The organism is Virgibacillus flavescens, from assembly GCF_050574275.1.
Taxonomy (GTDB): Bacteria; Bacillota; Bacilli; order Bacillales; family Amphibacillaceae; genus Virgibacillus_F; species Virgibacillus_F flavescens.
Window position 1 is genome coordinate 456,133 of sequence record NZ_CP192260.1, and the last position, 20,522, is coordinate 476,654.

Here is a 20,522-nt window from a genome sequence, read left to right on the forward strand (position 1 = left end):
CTGAAGCCGTGCCCGCGGAAAGCGGAGTATATTCGAAGATGCGATCGCAGACCCAGAAAGTAACTTATTCAGTAGTTACTACTCTACTTTTATTCTTCCTCCCAGACAGCACTTTTTAACATGCCGTTGAGTTCATGACGTTCCATTGCTAGCTCTACCAGTTTATTAATTAACTTCGGATAAGAAATCCCGCTTATTTCCCACAATTTTGGATACATACTGATTCGTGTAAAACCAGGTAATGTGTTTACTTCGTTTACATAGATCTCACCATTTTCCTTCAGGAAGAAATCTACTCTTGCCAGCCCTTCACATTCCAACGTTTGAAATACATGAACTGCCGCAGTTTGCATTTTCTCTACCATTTCGTCGGAAAGTTCTGCTGGGATAGCTAATTTTGCACCACTTTCATCGATGTACTTGGATTCATACGAATAGAAGTCGGTTTGAGGTAAAATTTCACCAGGTACCGACGCCTGAGGGTTATCGTTTCCAAGTACGGCGACCTCAATCTCGCGACCAACAATATTTTCCTCAATGATGACTTTATGGTCATAGTCGAAAGCAGCTTGAATCGCTTTATCAAACTCTTCTTTTGTTGATACTCTGCTGACACCAACCGATGATCCCTGGTTTGCAGGTTTAATAAACATTGGAACACCTAGTTTATTTTTGGCATCCTCGAAATTAATATTATTTTTCTTTGCTCTGCTAAACGCGAGCCCTTTTGCCACATTGATACCCGCTTCTTTTAGCAATCGCTTTGCAATATCTTTATCCATGCACACTGCTGACCCCAGCACACTTGTGCCGACAAATGGCAGATTTGCAATACGCAGCATTCCTTGCATACTTCCATCTTCGCCTAATGTTCCGTGGACAATCGGGAATATAACATCCAGTTGATCAATGTTCATTTCTTTCGATACGTTGATTAGCTGATGGTTTGTTTCACCTGGTACAATCGCTACATTCTCGTTCGATTTATTTAACTGAATCAATTTAGGGTTCTCTTCGTTTATTAAATAGGATGTCTGGTCATTGATATGCCACTTTCCTTGTTTATCAATACCCACTAAAACAACCTCATATTTTTCTTTATCAATTGCATCAACTATATTTTTTGCTGATTGCAAGGACACTTCATGTTCTGCTGACTTTCCACCAAAAATAATACCTACTTTAATCTTCCCCATCATAAAACGTCCTTTCTTGTTCATCCTTTAAAATACTAGAGAGACTCGAAAGCAAAATTGCCAATTCGAATTTGAGATATCTGCCGTTTGTAAAACCGGTCCAGTTAATTAAATACCTTATTAATAAAATACCACAAAACAAGCTATCAATAACAGAAGAAATAGTTCCATTTTTATAAAGTTCTTGACATATGATTCCGTCTCTACTAATATTAGTTTCAATAATTAAATCGTGCAGAGTGATGATGAAGAATAGTAATCAAAATAGTTTCCTCCAAAGAGAGCTGGTGGTGGTGTGAACCAGCGTGGAACATTTGATGAATGGCCTTCTGAACTTCCAAACTGAACAACACTTGCTGTGCAGTAGGAGTTGGCGAACGTCTTATCGATAAAAAAGACAGCTATTAAGATTTATCTTGATGGCGTAAAGTGAGCTGTATAGACAGCTAATAAAGGTGGTACCACGGGTCCCTCGTCCTTTTCCAGGATGGGGGACTTTTTGTGTACCCAAAAACTGAATACGATAAATCGATGAGTAAGAAGAGTAGGCATATGCTGAAGCGTTTCAGAGAGCCGGGAATGGTGAGATTCCGGTACGTGAATGGATGTTGAATGGCCTTACGAGATGTTTCCTGAAGAATAGTAGGGAAACACGGAGCTCCGCCGTTATACGGATAGGGTTTAAAATGAAGCTTTCATTTTGTATCCGAACTGAGATGAAAAGAAGTATTATCTTCTTTTCAACAGAGGTGGCACCGCGGTCACAATCGTCCTCTATAAACACATTTATTTGTGTTTATAGAGGATTTTTTTATTTTCTAAAAGGAGATGAACACATATGCAAACAACAAAACATGTTCCGTATAAAGTTAGTAAACAGAATGCTGACACCTTAACACCGATTGGAATTTACTCCAGTCTCTCTGGGAGTAAGAAATTTTTACTGGAAAGCTCTTTCCCTCATAAGAAAAAAGGCAAGTTTTCATTTATCGGCGCAGACCCTTACCAGGAATTTATTGGTGAAGGCTCGTCTACTACTATTATTGATCATGCTAATAGTTCAACAGAAACTATTGATTTACCAGCACTCACGCTTTTAAAAGAAAAGCTGCCGAAGCTCGAAATAGATCTGCCAATTCCCTTTGTGGGAGGTGCGATTGGTTATATCGGATATGATGCCATTCGGTCTTACGAATATATCGGCGAAGAGCTGGAAGACAGTCTGGATATGCCGGATGTTCACTTTATGCTATATAAAAATATTATTGCATTTGATCACAGGAGTGAGTCAGCTTATCTGATCGCAATAAATACAGACCAGCAGCCGGAGCGTATCCTTAATGAACGACTGCAAGAATTAAAAAAAGCATTATCCCATGCGACCCATACAGAGCCTGAAGATACTGCCATGACCTTTCAACCGGAAATGAACAAACAACAATTCATGGAGAAAGTTGCGATTGCTAAAAAACATATTCAGCAAGGTGATGCATTTCAAGTCGTGTTGTCACAAAGGATGAAGGCAGCAATCAGCGGTGAATCTTTTGCCTTTTACCGAAAGCTGAGAAAAGCCAATCCATCGCCATATATGTTTTATATCGACTTTGATGCCTATCAGGTTCTTGGCGCATCACCTGAAAGCTTACTACAAACAACTGGAAAGCAAATTATTGCCAATCCAATTGCCGGAACAAGAAAGCGCGGGAGGACAGATGCAGAAGACGAGGAATTAATGGAAGAGCTGCTTACGGATGAAAAAGAAATTGCGGAACATCGCATGCTGGTAGATTTGAGCAGAAATGATATAGGTCGGGTTTCAGAAATTGACAGCATTACGATTCCAACCTTTATGCGTATAGAAAAGTATCAGCATGTGATGCACATCGTATCCGAAGTTCACGGCAAGCTGAACGAGCGTTACTCCAGCATGGATGCACTCATTGCCTGTCTGCCTGCCGGAACCGTTTCCGGGGCACCCAAAATTCGCGCCATGCAGATAATAAATGACTTAGAAGAAAGTAAACGAGGCGTTTATGGTGGCGGAGTTGGCTATATAAACTTTAACCATGATGTAAATATAGCGCTCGCAATCCGATCTCTCGTCATTAAAGAAAATACAGCATATCTTCAAGCAGGTGCTGGCATTGTGTACGATTCTATCCCGGAAAATGAATACAACGAAACACTTCATAAAGCAAGATCACTGATGGAGGTGAGCAAGCATGATTCTATTAATTGATAACTATGATTCGTTTACGTATAACATTTTTCATTACGTATCGAGTGAAAATGTGGAAGTTCAGGTCTATCGAAATGATCAACTAACAAGTACTAACATTACGGAATTGAACCCAGAAGCAATTATTATTTCGCCAGGTCCAGGCAGACCAGAAGCAGCCGGTAACTGCATGGAGATTGTTAAAGATTTCTATCAAAAAATCCCTATTCTTGGTATCTGCTTAGGGCATCAGATTTTAGCTGCTGCACTTGGCGGTAACATTAAGCAGGCTGATGTAATCAAACATGGCAAAACGTCACTGATTACGCATACAGGTACAGGTTTATTCAGTTATTTAACCCAACCATTAGAAGTAATGCGATACCACTCGCTAATCGTTGAACAAAAAACGTTACCCGAGGAATTGGAAATTGCTGCCGTATCCATGGACGACAATGAAATCATGGGTATAAAGCATTTCCACCATCCTGTTTACGGAATACAGTTTCATCCAGAATCTATTGGAACGAAAGCCGGAAAGAAAATAATCAAGAATTTCCTAATGGAGATCAAAAAAGTTTATATCCAAAACATTTAACCTACTCGATATGAAACAGGAATTGATAATTCGCGCAATGAACGAAGGAAATCGCGCACAGACCTCGACTTTTCGCGCATGTTTCTGTGGTTTTCGCGCAGTGACTTCATAAAAAAGCGCGCTAGCCCTGCAAAATAGCGCATCGAATAAACAAATTCGCGCACCAATCCCTGAGATCGCGCAACCTGCAACATCAAATTAATCGAAGGCTATTTCGAAAGGAGTTTTACGATGAGAAAGCAGCTGGAAAAACTATTAAATCATGAGAACCTGACCGTAGATGAAATGAAACATGCGACTGCGCATTGTTTCACACCTACTATTACCGATACCGAGATTGCTTCACTATTAACTGCACTTCGGGCGAAAGGTGAAACAGCAGATGAGATCACCGGAATTGTTGAAGTAATTCGCTCTGCGTCACAATCGATTCCAACGTCCCTCCCCCATGTGATGGATAACTGTGGAACTGGAGGCGATCAATCAAACAGCTTTAACATCAGTACCACAGCAGCTTTCGTTATAGCAGGAGCTGGTGTGACAATCGCGAAACACGGCAACCGCAGTATCTCTAGTAAAACCGGAAGCGCTGATGTACTGGAACACTTAGGTATCTCCTTATCGTTTCAGCCAGAACAAACAGAAGAGATTTTACAGGAAAATGGGATTGCATTTCTATTTGCACCACATGTTCATCCTAATCTCAAACGGTTCATGAAAGTTCGAAAAGAACTAGGTCTGCCTACCATATTCAACTTAATTGGACCACTGACAAATCCCGTCAAACTCGACTCACAGCTTCTTGGCATTTATCGCCGTGACATGCTGGATTTAATGGCTGAATCACTGAATAAACTGGGACGCCGTCGTGCACTGGTCGTAAATGGATCAGGCTATATGGACGAAGCATCGTTAGCAGGTGAAAATCACCTGGTACTGCTTGAAGATGGGAAGACTTCCTCCTTTACCCTTCGTCCGGAAGAGGTTGGTTTAGCAACATATAATAACGAACAAATTCGCGGCGGAAGCGCAAAGGATAATGCAGTTATTTTACAAAATGTCCTGCATGGTAAGAAAGGTCCATATCTTGATACGGTTTTATTGAATGCCGCCCTTGGACTTTTTGCAAATGGCAAGGCACATACAATTGAAGAAGGCATCCGCTTGGCAAAAGAAAGTATTGAGTCAGGCGCAGCGCTAGATAAATTACACAGATTAGTTGATTTTAGTAAACAAATTCCAAGTGAGGTGGTATAAGATGACTATTTTAGAAAAGATTCTTGCTCAGAAAAAGATTGAGGTAGAGCAACTAAAGTCGAATGGGTTTGAGCGGTTTGAGACAGTCACCATGAAATACGAATCGGTCTTCCCGAAAAATGAATCGATGCATATCATCGCTGAGATTAAGCGCGCATCCCCATCGAAGGGGGCAATTAACATGAACGTTGATCCAGTGAAACAGGCAAAGCAGTACGAACAACTTGGTGCCAGTGCTATCTCTGTTTTAACAGATAAAACGTTTTTCAATGGTTCGATGAGCGATTTGCATGCAGTCCGAGAAGCTGTCGACATCCCACTTCTGTGTAAGGATTTTATGATCGACGAAATTCAAATTGACCAGGCTAAAAATGCTGGTGCAACGATTATCTTGCTGATTGTTGCAGCATTATCCAAGAGCCGTCTGCAAGATCTTTACAATTACGCAAAAAAACAGAATCTCGAGGTACTCTGTGAGGTACACGATGAAAACGAAATGGAGGCGGCAATTCGTTTAGGAGCAAACATAATTGGTATAAATAATCGTAATTTAAAGAGCTTTGAGGTTGATTTGAACGTTATCGAAAAACTCTCAAAAATGGTTAAAAATTCTGCTGCTACTTTAATCAGCGAGAGTGGCATTAAATCAAGAGAGGATGTGGAGCGTATTGCTGCATACGGCGCACAGGGTATACTAATCGGCGAAACGTTAATGCGATCCACTGACTTAACTGCAGCATTTCAAGACGTAAAAATCCCCCTCAAAGGTGTGCATTATAATGCTCGTTAAAATCTGCGGCATCATGACAAACGAGGCCGCTGATACCGCAGTAAACGCTGGTACAGATTTTATAGGATTTGTATTTACTCCTAGCAAGCGACAGATAACTGCAGATCAGGCAGCTTCTATCGCTGAAACAGTTCCACGACACGTAAAAAAAGTAGGCGTTTTTGTAAATGAAACGAAGGAAAAAATAGTAGCCATTGCTGAAAAAGCTAAACTCGATTATATCCAATTACATGGGGATGAGAGCGCTGAATTTGCTGCAGAACTACCGTATCCAATTATCAAGGCATTTCCTGCAACAAAGGATAAATTATCTCAAATAAAAAATTATCCATGCGATTACTATTTAATCGATAGTCCCTTTGGCAAAAGCCGCGGCGGTAACGGTACTGTATTTGATTGGATGATGTTAAAAGAACTGAACCTGGATACAAATAAGCTTATCCTGGCAGGCGGACTCACACCAGAAAATGTTCAGCAGGCAATTAACCTGACGAATCCAATTGGAGTAGACGTTTCAAGTGGTGTGGAGTCAGAGGGAAGCAAGGATTTACGGAAAATCTCACATTTTATTAAACAAGCAAAAGGAAAGGAAGATGATCATGACAACTTATACAATGCCTAATAAAACTGGCCGTTACGGAAAATTTGGCGGTAGATTTGTACCCGAACTTTTAATGCCTGCATTGCTCGAGCTGGAGGAAGCCTACGAGGAAGCAATGAATGACCCCAAATTCGTGGAGGAATTAAACTATTATTTAAAGGATTATGTAGGACGGGAAACACCGCTTTTTTACGCGGAAAACCTGACAAACATGCTCGGTGGTCCCAAGGTATTTTTGAAAAGAGAAGATCTAAACCATACAGGCGCACACAAAATTAATAATACAGTTGGGCAAGCACTGCTAACGCTACGAATGGGTAAAAGGAAAGTAGTTGCTGAAACCGGGGCTGGGCAGCATGGCGTTGCAACCGCGACCGTCTGTGCTTTACTGGGGCTAGAGTGTGTGGTCTTCATGGGTGAGGAGGATATCCGCAGACAGAAGCTGAATGTATTCCGGATGGAACTACTTGGTGCAAGAGTAGAGAGTGTTTCACAAGGCAGCGGTACACTTAAAGATGCTGTAAACGAAGCGCTGCGCTATTGGGCAAACCACGTGGAAGACACCCATTATATTATAGGATCTGTAGTGGGACCACATCCATTCCCTAAAATTGTGCGGGACTTTCAATCTGTTATTGGCATGGAGACAAAGAAACAAATGCTTAGTCAAACAAGCAAACTCCCAGATGCAGTCATTGCCTGTGTTGGTGGAGGCAGTAATGCCATGGGTATGTTCTATCCGTTTATCCAGGATTCGTCAGTTGAGCTGTTCGGCGTTGAAGCAGGTGGTTCAGGAATCGAGACCAACAAGCATGCCGCTACCCTGACAGGTGGAAACGTAGGTGTGCTGCATGGGACAATGTCGCATTTGCTCCAGGACGAACACGGACAGATTCAGGAAGCACATTCCATCTCGGCAGGACTGGATTATCCAGGTGTGGGACCAGAGCACAGTCACTTGCACGATACATCTCGAGTAACGTACACCTCAATTACTGACGAGGAAGCGTTAGATGCATTTCAGCTATTATCAAAGAAAGAAGGCATCATTCCAGCATTGGAAAGCGCCCATGCTGTCGCATTCGCTATGAAGCATGCGAAAGAAATGAACGAGGGCCAAACACTAGTAATCTGTTTATCTGGTCGCGGAGATAAAGATGTGGATCAAGTGAAAGCAGCATTGGAGGGAAATAACAATGAGTAAAAAGCATATAGACCATGCATTTCAAGAAAAGTTAGCTAAAAACGAAAAACTCTTTATCCCTTACATCATGGCGGGTGACGGCGGCCTTGAAAATTTAGACGAGCGTATTGAGTTTTTACAGTCCTGTGGCGCGGATGCTGTCGAACTCGGTATCCCATTCTCCGATCCAGTTGCCGATGGTCCAACTATTCAAGCAGCGGGACTGCGTGCACTTGCTAACGGAACATCGTTAACGGGAGTTTTTCAGACACTTAAAAACAGGAAAACCAGAAACATTCCCATCATTCTTATGACGTACTTTAATCCAATCTATATCTATGGGGTGGAACGATTTGCGAAGGAGTGCGAGGAAGCAGGTGTTGACGGTGTGATCATTCCGGATTTGCCAATGGAAGAGGAAGCACTGGTTGATGATTTTTTAAAGGAAAATTCGATCGCATTTATACGACTGGCAGCATTGACAAGCGATGCAAAAAGGCTATCCAAAATTGCTAAACGGACGGAAGGATTTTTATACGCCGTTTCTGTTGCAGGCACAACAGGTGCGAAAACTTCGCATGGTGAGAATGTTAAGGATTTCTTGAAAAACCTAAATGAAATAGCCAATGTCCCAGTTCTTGCAGGATTTGGTGTCTCGAGTTCAGACCAGGCAAATGAGCTCGGTGCAAGTTGCGATGGTGTTATTGTAGGCAGTACGATTGTCGACTTATTCCATAAGGGGAAAAGAGATGAGATAAGAAAGCTGATACAGTTAACATAGTTAAGCGACAGGGGCATACCTTGCTAGTTACTATGTTTATTAGATGGATGTTTTACAGCTGCCGTACAGGATCGCTCCGGGCTGATGCTTTCCGCGGGCACGGCTTCAGTCTCCTTGCCCCGACTAGGGGTATGCCGACGTTGTCCGCAAAGGACGGTTTTAGTCGGCCCTCATCTTTTGATCACTCTGCGGGGCCTTCAGCTCGCGCTGTTCCCGTCGGAGTCACCGCCCTCCGCTCACCTGTACTGGTCAAGCTATTTACGTCTTTGTTGTTTCTTTCTACTAATACATGCTGAAATAGACTAGGTGTCCAGTTAATAAATCGACGACATCTATCTCTTATCTAGAGATTGGAGCGGATGGCAGTCGACTCCTGCGGGAGGAAAGGCATAGGTGAGACCCCGGAGTGCTTCAGCACGAGGAGGCTCACCAGCCGCCCTAAGGTGCGCGACTGCCATCTGCGGAAATCTCGTTGCTGTTACATTGTGAGAAACAACCAGCTGTTACCTCGCAGTTTATAGAAAATGCGTCAACTACTACAACCGATTGCGGAAATTATTCCATTATTTCAGGGAGCACCAACTTACTTATTTTCAGTCTACTAAATAGTTAGTAACAAAATAATCCGAACGAGACTTTCGTTCGGATTATTCTCTATGGAAAAATCATTTCCATCTATCAAACTTATTGTTTATTTTATATTATTCGCCCTTATAGTCTGTACATCATCGGTTCATCACTTTTTCCATGGCAACTTGAACGGTATCTGCTTGAAAACCATTTTCCAGCAGCACATTGTAGGTTAACTTACTACCCTCTTTAGGCACATTAACTATTACACGCTTTATATCTGAGGAGAGGTCATCGAACACACAACTCAAGAGTAAATTTGTAATCGCACGAGCCTCGGTATGGTTCGGCTCCGCTTCACATTGATACAAAACAGTTGCCGCATGGTTAAAGTCCTCATCAAAACCCCGTCGGAAATATGCGTATCCTACAGATTCGTTCTTCTCATCTTTCACTATAACCGCTTCCCCGTTAACGACGCTTCTCCAATGTGTCTGCCATGTATGTTCCGCTTTGTAAAAATCAAGCTGACCTGCTGCCTGAGGTATCGTTTTAGAAATCGAATACGCCTCACCATTCACATTAAACACATGTCCTGAATGTGGTCCATTTAGGGAAAAGTTGGTTACCTCATCAACAATGGTATACCCCATTCTTTCATATAACTTAATCGCATATTTGTTTTCCTTAATCGCTTCTAGTGTGGCAACATCGACATGCTGCTCTTCAAAAATGGACAAGAGGTGCTCCATCATCTTTTTGCCCACTCCCTGATTACGGTAATCTGGAGCAACACCAGTTCCGCCATTCCACCCTGTCTTTCTCCCTTTAATAACTCTAAATCCTGTGTTAATAATTCCGACGGGTTTGTCATCATCAAATGCTACAATCGAAAATTCGGGGGAAAACCCCTCTGAAACTAAACGTCCGATAAACCGTTCCATTGTCATCGACAAATCAACAAAATAACCTTCAAATCCTAAATTCCAGGCTCGCAGTGCATCATTAAATGTACATTCTGACAATCTTTTAATTTTTATCATGGGGTTCCCACCTGTTCGTTTTTAATTATGCGATTATGACTCGTTCCATTTTCACGACTGCAGCAGTGTGTATTTGCAGTACTATTTTTTTATAATTGGTACCCACACTTCACATCTGTAGTCGTCAGCACTTACATCACCACTAGTTGCATAAATCTCGAGTTCCGGACCGTCAGCATGCTCGTAGCCTGTTGAGGGAAACCATTCGGAAAAAACCCGTTCCCACGTTTTTTGAATTGCATCTGGCATTGGTCCAACCGATTCAAAGACGGACCATGTAGCGGCAGGAATAACTTTTTCTACCCACTGTGAAGGGATATCCCCTCTATTCTTCTCAGCACAAATCACATACGTTAGATCCTCCTGTTCAGCGTCAAAGTCCATACATGCACCAATGACTCCCATAGATCCGCAGTCTTTTGCTAATTCCTCCACAAATCCGTTACTGTTTGACTCCTCCCAAAACGCTGGGATTTTACGGTGATTAGCACCATCGACTATAGTAGTTCTAATCTCTTTTCCTACAACAGAAAACGCTTCTTTTTCCACAAGTTTGTAATCCATTTCCACATCACCCTTAAACTGAATTTGAAAAGAGAGCCTAGGGAAAGCTTTCAGCAAATGACGGTTTTTTCTTACGGCAGATGGTGTTACACCATGCATTTTACGGAATGCCTTAGAGAACGATTCAGGTGTTTCATATCCGTAAGCTAATGCAACGTCAATGACTTTACTGTTTGAGTGAGCCAGTTCCTGAGCTGCACGCGTAAGCCTTCTTCTCCGGATATATTCACTGACTGGAACACCAGTAAGCATACTGAACATCCGCTGGTAATGAAATTTTGACATACAGGCAACATTCGCTGCATCCTGTATCGATAAATCCTGATTCAAGTATTCTTCAATATAATCGATGCTTTTAATCATGTGCTGAAGTCCATCCATTATCTGCTCTCCTTTCTATTTCAACCTTACCAGAGCAAGATACAGCAATCCTGTTCCCACGTGCTCAACTGTGACAGGATTGCTACTTAAACCACTGCACTATTTTACTTTTGCCATTACTGACTTCTACTTCCGCATATGCCCCATTAATAAAGGTCACTTGCGGTGGGACATGACCACAGTCGATATCATAAATAATAGGAATGTTCAATTCGTTTTCCAGATCTTTATAAACATCCACCGCCTCATAATTTTCTACCGTTTCATTTGCCATACTGCGACCAAACATAATTCCGGAGCAATTATCAAACCATCCTGCAAGCCTCATTTGCACAAGTGTTCTGCGCAGATCCGTAGTGTTCATCTGGCAATTTTCCATGTACCAAAGAATTGGTTCATTGTTTAACTTTTCCTGCTGAAATTCACGGACGTTTCCGTACGGAGTTCCGATCAAATGTCTGATCACATCGATACACCCGCCTAATAACCTGCCTTCCAGTAAAACCGCTTCACCCGATAAGGTTTTCCACTCTGTCGGTTCCGTTAAATGGAACACTTCTGGAGTTGGGTTGGCGTGGTCCCAGTTCTTTTGATATTTCTCAGAAGAGTATTGAGTTATAGAGCCCCCCGCTTCTGTAGATAATACTTGTTCCCACATGCCTGTAGTTTTATCCGAATACTCGCCACGCAAATCGACAAAATTAGTACCATGCGCAGTTGCCATACCCGTTTTTAATGTCGTAGCAAGCAGCAGCACACTTAAATCTGAATACCCGAGTATCCATTTTTTCTTAAACATGTCAAAATCAATTTTATCAATAATTTCGACAAGCAATTCTCCACCCCATAGTGGAATAACAGCCTGCACCTCTTCATTCTGCATCATACGATTGAACTCGTCTGCCCTTGTCTGAGCTGGTGCAGATTTTGCCTTTTCCTGCGTCCAGACCGTTTGACCACAGACAACTGGATAGCCTCTTTCTTCACTGCGTTTGGATGCCTGCCTGAACATATCGTGCTGTTCAAGTTCCAGACCTGACGACGGAGCTGTAACACCGACTGTTGCCCCTTTGTTTAAGTATGGATAAGTAATCATCTGTTAACCTCCCGTTAAGTTGTTTTTATTAGGAAAAAGAAGCAGGAAGATCAGTTTAACACTCACAAATCATTAGCACGTTACCATCCGGATCCTTAAAATTAAACCACTGACCATGCTCGATACCTGTAACCATTTGAACTCCCTTATTATTCATGAACGCAAAAGCATCCTCAATGTCGTATGTATTAAGATGGAATGGTGGTTTTTGATAAACTTGTTCAGCTTCATACATTTTACTGTCGAGGACAATACCTGTCCCTTGCATTGGAAGAACATACAAGTGATCAAATAGTATATCCTCCGTAACAGGCAAACACAGGATATCACAATACCAATCTCTTGCTTGTTCTATATTCTTCACAGGTATAAACACGGTTCCAATTTGATTTATTATTGGATTAATCTTGATCACCCCACTATTTTTTATATAAGATTACTTTCGATACCGTTGACAAAAACTCCTCTTTTTCAGACAAAATTGACAGGCACACAAAACAAATTTAGACTTAACTAATGTGTCTACGCGCTCGTTTAAGGAAAGGAATTTAAAAATGAAACAAAAATCTGCGTTGAATCGCTTGCTATTAGAGTATTTTCAGATAATTGCAGGGGCAACACTTGTCGCGCTCTCATACAATATGTTTTTATTACCTTCAAAGCTAGCTGCGGGTGGAATATCTGGAATTAGTACCATTTTATTCGAGTTATATGGTCTTAGTCCTGCCTACACGCAATTCCTTATTAATATCCCCGTTTTCTTTATTGGATGGCTCATTCTCGGGAAAGACTTTGGCGGGAAGACGCTAGTAGGAACATTTTGGGTACCATTTATCATTTGGCTAAGTGCAGATATTCCGTACACGATTACAAACCCACTGCTTGGTGCGATATACGGAGGAATACTGCTTGGTATAGGACTTGGGACAGTCTATAAAGGGAATGGCTCGACTGGAGGTACCGCAGCAATTGCACAAATCGTCAAGAAATTCACAGGCCTTTCAAGCGGTTACTGTCAGCTGATTGTAGATGGAGCAGTTGTTGTCTCTTCTATTATTGTCTTCAATCTGGAGCTTACTTTATTTGCACTGATGTGTATTTATGTGACCAGTAAAGTGATCGATCGAGTTCAATTGCGCACGTCCTCAACAAAACTAATCCTGATTATTACGGAAAAAGAGGAAAAAATCCAATCCCTTATTAATAGCGAAATTGATCGAAGCTTAACGAAAATACGCACGGTCGGTGGATACTCGAAGGAAAGTAAGACAATGCTGCTTTGTGTCACAGAACGATCTGAAGCAGTGCATTTGAAGAAGTTACTTCAAAAAGAAGAACCCACCTCGTTTGTTGTATTTATAAATGCCTCTGAAATTCTTGGAAGAGGATTCTCACTGGATAAATATTACGGTCAAAAGCTGTAATGAAAGAATAATGAGCAGGAAGCGATTAACCGCTTCCTGCTCATTTCTATTGAAATATAACCTTGAATTCCTCACACACTACCAACATTTTTTCATCAAACGATTCGCCCATTTCATTTAACTCGTTTGTAAAAAATTCCACATGTGCACGTTTCCAGTATTCATAGGATTTATCCCCTTCTCCTTCTTTTGCCGCAAACTCTGCTGAAACTTCGTTAAACGGAAGAACTTGAACATTAGTTGTTTCCGTAATCACTTCTGCTTCATTATTCCAATCCGTTATGATATTAAGTTCGCCAACAAATGGCATAGGTTCATTTTCTGCTTCATAAAATGAAAACAATGAGCAAGTTCCAGTCTTTTCTCCATTTTTCACTAAATCCGCTAATTCTCTGGCCATCAATGGTCCGTCACCAAATGCCCAGGATGTATATTCTTTTCCCTTACGACTTGCTTCAGGTAAAGATTGTATATAACGTTCCCACATTAGCTCCACTGAGTTTTTCATAATTCATTCCCCCTGTTCTGTTTGTTTAAAGCACGAATAAAGCAGGACCTCTTTTTCCCATCGATGAACGGTACTTTCCAATTTCATTCCGATTCGCTCTGCCACGCGTATGGAAGGCAGATTCTCCAGATCAATCAATGAAATTAACATTGGGAACTTTTTTTCCTCAAAACCATACTGTTTACAAGCAAAAGCTGCTTCTGTTGCGTATCCGTTACCCCAGACTTCCTGTTTAAATAAATAACCTATTTCCATTTTAACTGCTTTATCAAACTTTTGCGGAACGATTCCACATTGCCCTAAAAATTTATTCGTTTGTTTATCTTCTACAATCCATAACCCAACACCATACTCCTGATAGTTATTCCTATTCCACTCAATCCATTGGAGTGTTTCTTCCCGGTTTTTCGTGGACGGATAATGCTTCATCGCTACTGGATCACTAAAAATTTCCATTAGTAAATCCACATCGCTGGTATTCATCCTTCTTAATTGCAATCGTTCTGTTCTAATCATCGGCTTGCTCCTTTCCTCATAACTCAACTTTCTCACCTAGGATAATCATGATAAATCCAATAAACTGCAGTGATTATAGCACCTGAAATTATGGTAGTTGTCACGCTAGTTACTTCATCCTAGATGGAAACTGAGAAATAACTTACCACTTTGGGAATACGGCGATATGACAGCAACGAGCTTTCCGCGGGCGGCTGGTGAGCCTCCTCGTGCTATCGCACTCCGGGGTCTCACCTATGCCTGTCCTCCCGCAGGAGTCGACTGCCATCCGCTCCAATCTCTAGACTAAATATGGATGTCGCAGATTTATTAACTGCATCCCTGATAGCACTGCTATTTCTACATGCACTAGTTGAAGAAAAACAAAGACATAAACAGCATTACCAGTTCTGCATCGTTCCGGGCGGTGACTCCTGCGGGAACAGCACGAGTCTGAAGGAGCCCCGCAGTTTAAATGAGGATGGCCAACTAAAACCGTCCTTTGCGGACAACGTTGGCATACCCCTTGTCGGGGCAAGGTGACTGAAGCCGTGCCCTAAGGTGCGCATCCGCTCGCAACGATCCTGGACGGCAGCTATGGAAATAAAACTAGAGTTAATTCGCGGTATAGAGATATTGTGTAACTACTACATCAAATTACAGGCTTATTCAACTAGTTCAGTGATAACTACTTATTTTAGTCTAAAAAAGTTAAACTCATAAAATTTATTCTTCTACATAAATTTATTTATAGAGACTTAAACACCTATTCTAAAATATACGCTGTATTTATTTTAAATCAAGACAAGACTACTATAGAAAAGAGGTTGTTAACTTGAAAATACTTGTAGTCGGCGCAAGTGGAACTATTGGAAGAGAGGTCACTAAAAAGTTAGAGCAAAATCATACTGTCGTACGTGCTGGACGCAACGGAGCAGATGTGTCAGTTGATATTACATCTCCGGATAGTATAAAAAATATGTATGAAAAAATTGGCAAGGTTGACGCAGTAGTTAATGCTGCAGGTGGAGCCGCTTTCAGTCCATTGACAGAACTTACTCCGGCCAAAAACGAAAAAGGAATTCTCAGCAAGTTGAAAGGACAAATAAACCTGGTGCTGATTGGCCATGATTACGTGAATGATAATGGCAGTTTTACACTGACCACCGGGATTATGATGGATGATCCAATCCTGCAAGGCGCCTCAGCAGCAATGGCAAACGGTGGTGTGAGAGCATTTGTTAAGTCTGCGGCTATCGAAATGCCAAGAGGTATACGTATTAACAGCGTTAGCCCGAACGCTGTCCAGGAATCGTGGGAACGCCTCCGCGACTATTTCCAAGGTTTCGACCCTGTGCCAGCAGAACGAGTTGCCCTCGCTTTCACAAAAAGCGTTTACGGATCACAGACTGGCCAGAATTATAAGGTTTACTAAAACCAAAGACAAACGAGGTTGCTATCCAATCAGCAGCCTCGTTTGTTTTTATTATTTTATTAAAATTTCATGTAAATTTAACTCAAATTGCTCTGCCTTTTCATTTTCGTCTGCTCTTACAATCTCAGATGTGTATAAAGCTTCACCAGTCGTCACATCAAAGATCGCAATTCTTCCTGGTGTACTTAAGTTTATCTGCTGACTTGCAACGTATAGTTTTTCGTCTTTTAATGAAAGCAGCGGATAAATCATATCTTCAGCCTCATTCGCAAGCTTTACTTCGAACTCATTCTCTATTTCTTTGTCCTTGATATTGTATTGCATAATGATTAGTTCTTGTTTAACATAGCTTGTAAAATAAAGCATTGTACCATCAAATAAACTAACTTGGCTCTCCTTCAGCTTCTCTGGTATATTTAATCTTTCCATTTCACCCGTAACCAAATCGTATACATTAATTTCCTGAACAGTTTCTACCGTTCTCTGTTCTTCCGGCAAATCTTTTTGCAGCGATTTCAAGAATACAACGTGTTGATTTGTATCATCTGAAGCTTGTATTACGTTAACATTTGTATAGTCCTCATTTTCCCGTTGTGGTACCTCCAGATTAGAAAAAATCATTTGATTTTCAATTAACTTTTCGCTCGCTACATCTATTGTATAAATAATATTTTCAGTAGCAATCTCATCCTTGTTAGCAACCATATTATCTGTTACCAAATAAAGTTTATTATCTATTACCTGCACGTCCTGTATATCTATATAATCTATTCCAGAACTATCTGGAACTTTTATTGGAAACGATTTTGTCTGATTATCAGATTTATTTAGCAGTGATACATTAATTGTAAAATCAGATTTTGAATTGCCGACTTTATTCGTAGCATCGGCATAAGCAACAAATTGATCACTCTCAAAATATGAATTTATCATTGGACCTTTGCCTCGCATAAAACCTCGGTACTCATCCTGCAACTCTTTAATCTTTTCAGGATAATACCCAGTAATCTGATCCAGCAGGGAAATATTGTCTCTATAATCAGTACCGTTAGACGTAACCTGTACCTGTGTGCTGAAACCAGCCATTGCTCCACCCTCTTGGTAATAACCATCTAATACGAGTGGATTCACCTCTTCCTCGTCTCCAACCTGATTTTTGAATACAAACGCTGGATACTCTGGAGCAGACATAGCAGACTTAATATAAAACGTTCCAAATCCAAGTAAAATGACAATAGCAACTAATGAAACCTTCCAGTACTTTTTCATCCTAAACTCCCCCCTCTATACTGTTATCTTTTTCTTTAGCAGAAATCCGCTCATCCATATGGAGATTGCCAGAACAACCATACCAATCGCGATTTCAATCAGGAACAATTCTAATGGATAGAAAAAATCATTTAATAGAAATTCCTGTATAAATAATGGAGCAAAAATTACAACTATCGCTAACATACTATAAATCAATCCTGCAAAAAAACCTTTCCAGCGAAAACTTCGCTCAAGCAGAATTCCAGTAAATAGAACCGATACAACCATAATCCCTGCTCCGTAGTATAAAATAAGTCCCAGTATACTATTTGGAATAATCATAGTTAATTCAGGTAAGCTGCTGATTAATTCATTTATGTTCATATCTATCCGAAATCCCCTTGGCACCATCCATTTCAGAATTGTCATCTCAACTGGTAATAACAGAAGTTGAAATGCTACAAATCCGAGTGTTGCTAATAAGATGGTGGTGATCTTAGCAAAAAACACATTTAATCTGTTGGTTGGCAGCATTAACAATCTGTAAATAAATGTATTTTTTCCAAACCAATCGCGATACCAAATCAGAAAAATATAGAATGCTACCGCTGCAGCACATAAAGCAATCGGCCCTAGGAACCACAGAGTTCTTGTTACGTCAAGAAAGCTCATTTGACCATATTGTGCTAAAAATTCAGCCTTGGAAATCATATCTTGATACATTGCTTCGTTAGCTGTTTTCAGATAATTTTTGGAAGCGACGATCACACCTGTAATTTGTGCAACAAGCGTTATAACAAGTAAAACCAAAAATACTTTAAAAAAACGATTAAATTCAAAATTCACCAGCTTTAAATAGTTCTTCATGCCTGATACACCTCTCTCATTACATCAACCACAGACTTCCCATCATTTTCACGTGCTTCCTCTGCATTAAATTCTTTTAATACAACGCCTTCATCCAGTAAGACTACTTTATCAATCAAATGCTCAATATCATTAATTTCGTGCGTTGTAATTATTACCCCGCGGTCTTCGATTAAATGACTAGTGAAGACGTTCGCAATCTGTTCACGGCTGAATATATCAATTCCTGAAAACGGTTCGTCCATTAATATGTAGTCAACGTCCATCGCCAGACCCAATAACAAATTAACCTTTGCTGTATTTCCTTTTGAAAGTGAAGCTATTTTGTCATCTTCATTAAGTTTAAAAAAACCTAGTAGTTCTTTTGCGCGAACCTGATTCCAGCACTTGTAAAAATCTTTCATGAACTCCAGTGCTTCTGAAACCCTCATTTGTGGAAGCATGGTAATAGCGTCAGGAATAAACGTTATCTTCTCAAAAGATTTCTCGTTAACTTCCTTGCCATCTAACAATATTTGTCCTCCATTAATTGGTGTAAGTGCCATAATCGCATTTAGAATTGTGGTCTTACCAACGCCATTGATTCCAATTAAACAGGTTATTTCTCCTTTATTAGCAGTAAACGACACACCATTTAATACACGCCTTCGACCAAACTTTTTTGAAATCTCTTTTACTTCTATCATCATTCTTCCCCCTTATCCGTATACCTTTTTTCTACTAACAGAAGTATTTCCTTTAGCGGAACATGTATGGAACCGACAGACGAAATGAAGTCATCGACGGCTTTTTCCAGTAGTTCCTCACGTACCTTGCCAAGAATTGTCTCGTCACTGGTGATTTTACTGGGATGATTCTTTTCTGTATGAATCAAGCCTTGCTCTTCCATATCCTTGTATGCTCGCTGGGCCGTGTTCGGATTAATTTTAATTTGATTCGCTAATTCTCTTCTGGAAGGAATCTCCTCACCTGGCGCCAATTCGCCAATTGCAATTTGTTCCTTAAAGTACCGGACAACCTGCAAATAAACAGGATCACGATTATTAAACTTCACATTCATTTCACCAACTCCTACGTTCTTGGATGTTTATGTATATAATTAAGTGTGTGTACTAAGCAGTTCATACATGTTGTAAGTGTATTATATGGTTAATACACAAAATAGTCAATGCTAATTTTTAAAAGTTTTTGCAGCTGTTCATATACCGTTCACATAAAACATAAAGAATACTGTTATAATGTTGCACAAAGGGATAAGTAAAGGAGTGATTTTATTGAATAAGTACAGTAAAGTATTATTAAGAGTCTCGGCAGCTTTCGCATTAATTGGGGCATTTCTGGGATCACACATGGCTGGTTCTGGAGGTTATGAATTCAAAACAGTTCATGCGCATATCCTGGTTGTTGGCTGGCTTACTTTATTTGCATGGTCGGTTTATTACAAAGTGTTTACCCCAGCAAATAAGATAGTATCTACACTCCACGTATGGTCAGCTATTATTGGTGCGATTGGCTTAACGTCTGGCATGTGGTTATATTATGTAAGACCTTTTGATTTAAATGATACACTAATCAATGTATTTTTCATCGTTGGTGGATCTATTATGCTGCTAAGTTTCTTGTTCTTTTTTATTCTTACATTTTTAAAAACAGAAGAGAGCCATTAGCCTAGCCGCAGCAGGGAACTTATACACAAAGTAAGTGGATCTATCTTCGCATCTCCGTATATTTCTAATGCTAGTTAAGCTTAATTAAATTAGAAAAAACTCGGCATTCGCCTCGTCTTTAATAGCGAATGCCGAGTTTTTACTTATACCGGCAGATTCTCCTAGAACAGTTGAATATCTCGCAATCAATTTCCCTAGTGACGCAAAATCTTTATACTGCGAATTAACTGCTGGTTATTTTCCACACCGGAAATAGACCGCGATGTAACAGCAACGAGATTTCCGCAGATGGCAGTCGCTTTCCGCGGGCGGCTGGTGAGCCTCCTCGTGCTAGCGCACTCCGGGGTCTCACCTATGCCTGTCCTCCCGCAGGAGTCGACTGCCATCCGCTCCAATCTCTTGACGAAATGGGGATGTTGAGGATTTATTAACTCTACTCCTGATAGTACGTCTATTTAAGTACGCATTAAAACAGTCATAAATAGCTTTACCAGTCCTGGTGAGAGGAGGGCGGTGACTCCTGCGGGAACAGCACGAGTCTGAAGCCCCGCAGAGCGCTCTAAAAGATGATGGCCGACTAAAACCGTCCTTTGCGGA

21 protein-coding genes and 2 other annotated features are annotated in these 20,522 nt (G+C 40.8%); of the genes, 10 read left to right on the forward strand and 11 right to left on the reverse strand.

Annotation, left to right across the window (positions count from 1 at the left end; genetic code table 11):
* Window positions 1–89 precede the first annotated feature (89 nt).
* On the reverse strand, window positions 90–1,196 hold the full coding sequence (gene ddlA, locus VBD025_RS02210; RefSeq protein ID WP_430788881.1) for a D-alanine--D-alanine ligase: 1,107 nt from the start codon (window positions 1,194–1,196) through the stop codon (window positions 90–92).
* Between the two features lie 233 nt (window positions 1,197–1,429).
* Window positions 1,430–1,679 (forward strand) — a binding site (T-box leader).
* Between the two features lie 39 nt (window positions 1,680–1,718).
* Window positions 1,719–1,974: a binding site (T-box leader), on the forward strand.
* A gap of 60 nt (window positions 1,975–2,034) precedes the next feature.
* Here ddlA and trpE point away from each other — a divergent pair.
* The 7 genes from trpE to trpA all read left to right on the forward strand — a co-directional run bounded on the left by trpE (window position 2,035) and on the right by trpA (window position 8,624).
* Window positions 2,035–3,435, forward strand: coding sequence for an anthranilate synthase component I (gene trpE, locus VBD025_RS02215; RefSeq protein ID WP_430788883.1), 1,401 nt, complete (start codon window positions 2,035–2,037; stop codon window positions 3,433–3,435).
* On the forward strand, window positions 3,419–4,012 hold the full coding sequence (locus tag VBD025_RS02220) for an anthranilate synthase component II (protein ID WP_430788885.1): 594 nt from the start codon (window positions 3,419–3,421) through the stop codon (window positions 4,010–4,012). The genes trpE and VBD025_RS02220 overlap by 17 nt, the downstream gene beginning before the upstream one ends.
* A 231-nt stretch (window positions 4,013–4,243) precedes the next feature.
* The gene (trpD, locus tag VBD025_RS02225) at window positions 4,244–5,269 is read left to right on the forward strand and encodes an anthranilate phosphoribosyltransferase (protein WP_430788887.1); all 1,026 of its coding nucleotides are present in this window, start codon (window positions 4,244–4,246) and stop codon (window positions 5,267–5,269) included.
* A gap of 1 nt (window position 5,270) precedes the next feature.
* Complete coding sequence (gene trpC, locus VBD025_RS02230; protein WP_430788889.1) at window positions 5,271–6,059, forward strand: indole-3-glycerol phosphate synthase TrpC; 789 nt, start codon at window positions 5,271–5,273, stop codon at window positions 6,057–6,059.
* Window positions 6,049–6,681 (forward strand): phosphoribosylanthranilate isomerase, encoded by a 633-nt coding sequence (locus VBD025_RS02235; RefSeq protein ID WP_430788891.1) that lies wholly within the window; start codon window positions 6,049–6,051, stop codon window positions 6,679–6,681. Before trpC ends, VBD025_RS02235 begins: the two co-directional genes overlap by 11 nt.
* A complete protein-coding gene (trpB, locus tag VBD025_RS02240) occupies window positions 6,659–7,864 on the forward strand; it encodes a tryptophan synthase subunit beta (RefSeq protein WP_430788893.1) in 1,206 nt (401 codons plus the stop codon). Before VBD025_RS02235 ends, trpB begins: the two co-directional genes overlap by 23 nt.
* Window positions 7,857–8,624, forward strand: coding sequence for a tryptophan synthase subunit alpha (gene trpA, locus VBD025_RS02245; RefSeq protein ID WP_430788895.1), 768 nt, complete (start codon window positions 7,857–7,859; stop codon window positions 8,622–8,624). The genes trpB and trpA overlap by 8 nt, the downstream gene beginning before the upstream one ends.
* A gap of 725 nt (window positions 8,625–9,349) precedes the next feature.
* Here trpA and VBD025_RS02250 read toward each other — a convergent pair.
* The 4 genes from VBD025_RS02250 to VBD025_RS02265 form a co-directional block, all read right to left on the reverse strand.
* Window positions 9,350–10,237, reverse strand: a complete 888-nt coding sequence (locus tag VBD025_RS02250) for a GNAT family N-acetyltransferase (protein ID WP_430788897.1) — start codon at window positions 10,235–10,237, stop codon at window positions 9,350–9,352.
* An 81-nt stretch (window positions 10,238–10,318) separates the two neighbouring features.
* Complete coding sequence (locus VBD025_RS02255) at window positions 10,319–11,182, reverse strand: AraC family transcriptional regulator (protein WP_430788899.1); 864 nt, start codon at window positions 11,180–11,182, stop codon at window positions 10,319–10,321.
* 82 nt (window positions 11,183–11,264) lie between these two features.
* On the reverse strand, window positions 11,265–12,278 hold the full coding sequence (locus VBD025_RS02260) for a S66 family peptidase (protein WP_430788901.1): 1,014 nt from the start codon (window positions 12,276–12,278) through the stop codon (window positions 11,265–11,267).
* A 55-nt stretch (window positions 12,279–12,333) separates the two neighbouring features.
* Complete coding sequence (locus VBD025_RS02265; protein ID WP_430791232.1) at window positions 12,334–12,684, reverse strand: VOC family protein; 351 nt, start codon at window positions 12,682–12,684, stop codon at window positions 12,334–12,336.
* 148 nt (window positions 12,685–12,832) lie between these two features.
* Between VBD025_RS02265 and VBD025_RS02270 the strand changes: the two genes are divergently transcribed.
* Entirely contained in the window at window positions 12,833–13,702 is an 870-nt protein-coding gene (locus VBD025_RS02270; protein WP_430788903.1) for a YitT family protein, read from the forward strand.
* 46 nt (window positions 13,703–13,748) lie between these two features.
* Here the strand turns inward: VBD025_RS02270 and VBD025_RS02275 are convergent, their stop codons facing one another.
* Together VBD025_RS02275 and VBD025_RS02280 are read right to left on the reverse strand one after the other, a co-directional pair.
* Window positions 13,749–14,210, reverse strand: coding sequence for an ASCH domain-containing protein (locus VBD025_RS02275; RefSeq protein WP_430788905.1), 462 nt, complete (start codon window positions 14,208–14,210; stop codon window positions 13,749–13,751).
* 3 nt (window positions 14,211–14,213) lie between these two features.
* Window positions 14,214–14,726 (reverse strand): GNAT family N-acetyltransferase, encoded by a 513-nt coding sequence (locus VBD025_RS02280; RefSeq protein ID WP_430788907.1) that lies wholly within the window; start codon window positions 14,724–14,726, stop codon window positions 14,214–14,216.
* An 814-nt stretch (window positions 14,727–15,540) separates the two neighbouring features.
* Here VBD025_RS02280 and VBD025_RS02285 point away from each other — a divergent pair.
* A complete protein-coding gene (locus tag VBD025_RS02285; protein WP_430788909.1) occupies window positions 15,541–16,140 on the forward strand; it encodes a short chain dehydrogenase in 600 nt (199 codons plus the stop codon).
* 51 nt (window positions 16,141–16,191) lie between these two features.
* On the opposite strand, the gene VBD025_RS02290 is transcribed toward VBD025_RS02285, so the two are convergent.
* Genes VBD025_RS02290 through VBD025_RS02305 form a run of 4 tightly spaced genes read right to left on the reverse strand, consistent with a single transcriptional unit; the run spans window position 16,192 to window position 19,318 of the window.
* On the reverse strand, window positions 16,192–17,409 hold the full coding sequence (locus VBD025_RS02290) for a hypothetical protein (RefSeq protein ID WP_430788911.1): 1,218 nt from the start codon (window positions 17,407–17,409) through the stop codon (window positions 16,192–16,194).
* Between the two features lie 15 nt (window positions 17,410–17,424).
* On the reverse strand, window positions 17,425–18,258 hold the full coding sequence (locus tag VBD025_RS02295; protein ID WP_430788913.1) for a hypothetical protein: 834 nt from the start codon (window positions 18,256–18,258) through the stop codon (window positions 17,425–17,427).
* A complete protein-coding gene (locus tag VBD025_RS02300; protein WP_430791234.1) occupies window positions 18,255–18,944 on the reverse strand; it encodes an ATP-binding cassette domain-containing protein in 690 nt (229 codons plus the stop codon). The genes VBD025_RS02295 and VBD025_RS02300 overlap by 4 nt, the downstream gene beginning before the upstream one ends.
* A complete protein-coding gene (locus VBD025_RS02305) occupies window positions 18,944–19,318 on the reverse strand; it encodes a GntR family transcriptional regulator (protein WP_430788915.1) in 375 nt (124 codons plus the stop codon). The genes VBD025_RS02300 and VBD025_RS02305 overlap by 1 nt, the downstream gene beginning before the upstream one ends.
* Before the next feature lie 214 nt (window positions 19,319–19,532).
* On the opposite strand from VBD025_RS02305, the gene VBD025_RS02310 reads away from it, so the two are divergent.
* Window positions 19,533–19,925: a hypothetical protein gene (locus VBD025_RS02310; RefSeq protein ID WP_430788917.1), complete on the forward strand. Its 393-nt coding sequence runs from the start codon at window positions 19,533–19,535 to the stop codon at window positions 19,923–19,925.
* Window positions 19,926–20,522 lie beyond the last annotated feature (597 nt).

Bases quoted from the DNA above. Each gene is read 5' to 3' on its own strand.
- VBD025_RS02290 (WP_430788911.1), bottom strand. From the start codon at position 17,409: ATGAAAAAGTACTGGAAGGTTTCATTAGTTGCTATTGTCATTTTACTT.
- VBD025_RS02280 (WP_430788907.1), bottom strand. From the start codon at position 14,726: ATGATTAGAACAGAACGATTGCAATTAAGAAGGATGAATACCAGCGAT.
- ddlA (WP_430788881.1), bottom strand. From the start codon at position 1,196: ATGGGGAAGATTAAAGTAGGTATTATTTTTGGTGGAAAGTCAGCAGAA.
- trpD (WP_430788887.1), top strand. From the start codon at position 4,244: ATGAGAAAGCAGCTGGAAAAACTATTAAATCATGAGAACCTGACCGTA.
- VBD025_RS02300 (WP_430791234.1), bottom strand. From the start codon at position 18,944: ATGATAGAAGTAAAAGAGATTTCAAAAAAGTTTGGTCGAAGGCGTGTA.
- VBD025_RS02305 (WP_430788915.1), bottom strand. From the start codon at position 19,318: ATGAATGTGAAGTTTAATAATCGTGATCCTGTTTATTTGCAGGTTGTC.
- VBD025_RS02275 (WP_430788905.1), bottom strand. From the start codon at position 14,210: ATGAAAAACTCAGTGGAGCTAATGTGGGAACGTTATATACAATCTTTA.
- VBD025_RS02250 (WP_430788897.1), bottom strand. From the start codon at position 10,237: ATGATAAAAATTAAAAGATTGTCAGAATGTACATTTAATGATGCACTG.
- VBD025_RS02270 (WP_430788903.1), top strand. From the start codon at position 12,833: ATGAAACAAAAATCTGCGTTGAATCGCTTGCTATTAGAGTATTTTCAG.
- trpC (WP_430788889.1), top strand. From the start codon at position 5,271: ATGACTATTTTAGAAAAGATTCTTGCTCAGAAAAAGATTGAGGTAGAG.
- trpA (WP_430788895.1), top strand. From the start codon at position 7,857: ATGAGTAAAAAGCATATAGACCATGCATTTCAAGAAAAGTTAGCTAAA.
- trpB (WP_430788893.1), top strand. From the start codon at position 6,659: ATGACAACTTATACAATGCCTAATAAAACTGGCCGTTACGGAAAATTT.
- VBD025_RS02220 (WP_430788885.1), top strand. From the start codon at position 3,419: ATGATTCTATTAATTGATAACTATGATTCGTTTACGTATAACATTTTT.
- VBD025_RS02235 (WP_430788891.1), top strand. From the start codon at position 6,049: ATGCTCGTTAAAATCTGCGGCATCATGACAAACGAGGCCGCTGATACC.
- VBD025_RS02260 (WP_430788901.1), bottom strand. From the start codon at position 12,278: ATGATTACTTATCCATACTTAAACAAAGGGGCAACAGTCGGTGTTACA.
- trpE (WP_430788883.1), top strand. From the start codon at position 2,035: ATGCAAACAACAAAACATGTTCCGTATAAAGTTAGTAAACAGAATGCT.
- VBD025_RS02295 (WP_430788913.1), bottom strand. From the start codon at position 18,258: ATGAAGAACTATTTAAAGCTGGTGAATTTTGAATTTAATCGTTTTTTT.
- VBD025_RS02255 (WP_430788899.1), bottom strand. From the start codon at position 11,182: ATGGATGGACTTCAGCACATGATTAAAAGCATCGATTATATTGAAGAA.